The following is a 1,865-nucleotide window of genomic DNA, read 5'->3' as shown; positions in this document are numbered from 1 at the left end:
TTCAAGTACTCCACACATTCCGACCGGAAAACCAGTTCCTCAAATAGACAGCCGGCGGAACTTCCCTTTCAAGGTTTGACGATTTTCTAAGGCCTCTTTCAGCGCGGTAGGCGAAACTTTGGATGCTCCTTCAAGAATAACATCCTTAACAACGGCGTCGGCAGCCCGAACCAGCTCACCTTGGCTAAGTCCTTCAAATGCTGTTTCAAGCGTGCCCCAGCCTTTACCTGTGAACTTGAATTTCCCAAGTCGACGCTCAATAATCGCTCGCGCAGATACGGCGTCCGGTAACGTGTATTCGATTACCTCATCGAATCGACGAGCCAACGCTTGATCCAATATCTCTACATGATTCGTCGCCGCCAAAACCAAACTATCAGTTGAGYTCGGCTCTTCCATAAAGGCCAAGACGGAGTTCARCACACGTCGGATYTCTCCAACGTCGTTGGGATCTCCCCGTCGCGCTCCGATAGCGTCAAATTCATCAAGAAGGTACACGCCTCGTGTCTGGGCGATTTGGTCAAAAAGCAAACGAAGTTTGCCCGCAGTCTCACCGAAGAATCGGCTAAAAAGCGCTTCAAGACGCACCGTAAACAAAGGCAGGCGAAGCTCTGCCGCAAGCGCAGAAGCGGTCATTGTTTTCCCGGTTCCTGGTGGCCCAACCAGCAACATATGCGTTGCGGGAGTTTGACCGTGATCATGTAGCGTCAGTCGCTCTTGCTGTTGATGAACAATGCGTGCAAGGCGTTTAGCAACGTCCCTCTCCAAAACCATTCCAGACAAGCTAACTCTTGGATAGGAGCTATCTACTAAGCCTTGCAGCTCGCCCCTAGGGCGAGCCAGCGGGATCGGGGTCTGGCCCCCAGCCGGCTTTCCAGAACCACGCTGATCTCGGGCCTTCTGCACCAGACGCTTAAGTTTATCGGCGTCCTCTGCTCTTCCTTGGCGAGCTTCTTGGGCAGCAATCTGCAACGCAATAGACAGAAGCTGTTCCTCGTCCCCGTCGATATGAGAACTTAGGAGTGCAAGAACTTGTTTAGCCGACATGTTCGCCTCCCTTCCTCGAATAGCCCAGCATGTTGTTAACTTGGATAGGCACTGTTGGATACCAACAGTGCACGGAGTGTCTCTTTCGGCTCGCCACTGCAAGACCAACAATCTCCCACATAGATGTGAGAGTTTCCACTTTAACCGATCATAATACCAGATTGCACTCAACTCCACTCTATTTGCTCGCGCTGGCCAGCGCAGTTGCTTGCAGGAGCGTTGAAGATGTCAGAAGTCAAACCTCACGTGCTGGTTGCTTTAGCGGGACAACCCGTCATCATGAGTCTCCTCACGGCAAACGAGTTCCTGTGCCATCCATACCGGTATCTCGAATTAAATTCCTGCTGTACCGTCTACCTGCCAAAACCAGTCCCGCCCCGAGCTTTTTTGCGCGGCGGCTTTGACGAAAGGACTGGATCGCCTTCGAACAACGACGGCTGTTTCTCTGGCTCTAGTGGCCTCGAAGGAAGAACCAAGTCCTGTGCTTTCGCTGCAAGCGCAACCATCTGGCCGACGACGAATTCCAATTCCTTCTCGCGCAAGCTCTTCGTTTCTCGGCGTTGGGCTTTCTCAGGATCACTTGCTCTGCTTACGGAAGATGCCAGCCGCATTTGGCATGATGCCCCTGGAATGACCTCTACAGATACCACGTTAGGCAGATTTTTCGATAGCCCTTCAAGATATTCACCTCTACTATAGACATCTGCAAGCCAAGCGTATTCATGCCAACACAAGTCTGCGAGAGATGGCTCTTCCCAATTGAATTGGACTCGCAAGTGTTTTTCAATTCCTTTAACCGCCCTCAGCCAATGCTCGTC

Annotated in this window: 2 protein-coding genes; both read right to left on the bottom strand. The window is 51.9% G+C overall.

Going from position 1 to position 1,865, the window contains the following annotated elements:
* Positions 1-39: 39 nt before the first annotated feature.
* The gene (locus AB4Z11_RS30565; protein ID WP_442029779.1) at positions 40-1,047 is read right to left on the bottom strand and encodes an AAA family ATPase; all 1,008 of its coding nucleotides are present in this window, start codon (positions 1,045-1,047) and stop codon (positions 40-42) included.
* 353 nt (positions 1,048-1,400) lie between these two features.
* Positions 1,401-1,865: hypothetical protein (locus AB4Z11_RS30560; protein WP_442029777.1), on the bottom strand; the 465-nt coding region annotated here is incomplete at its 5' end.

This window comes from Pseudoduganella sp. RAF53_2, assembly GCF_052113985.1.
In the GTDB taxonomy this organism is placed as follows: Bacteria; Pseudomonadota; Gammaproteobacteria; order Burkholderiales; family Burkholderiaceae_D; genus Rugamonas.
This window is presented reverse-complemented; position numbering and strand designations above follow the sequence as displayed.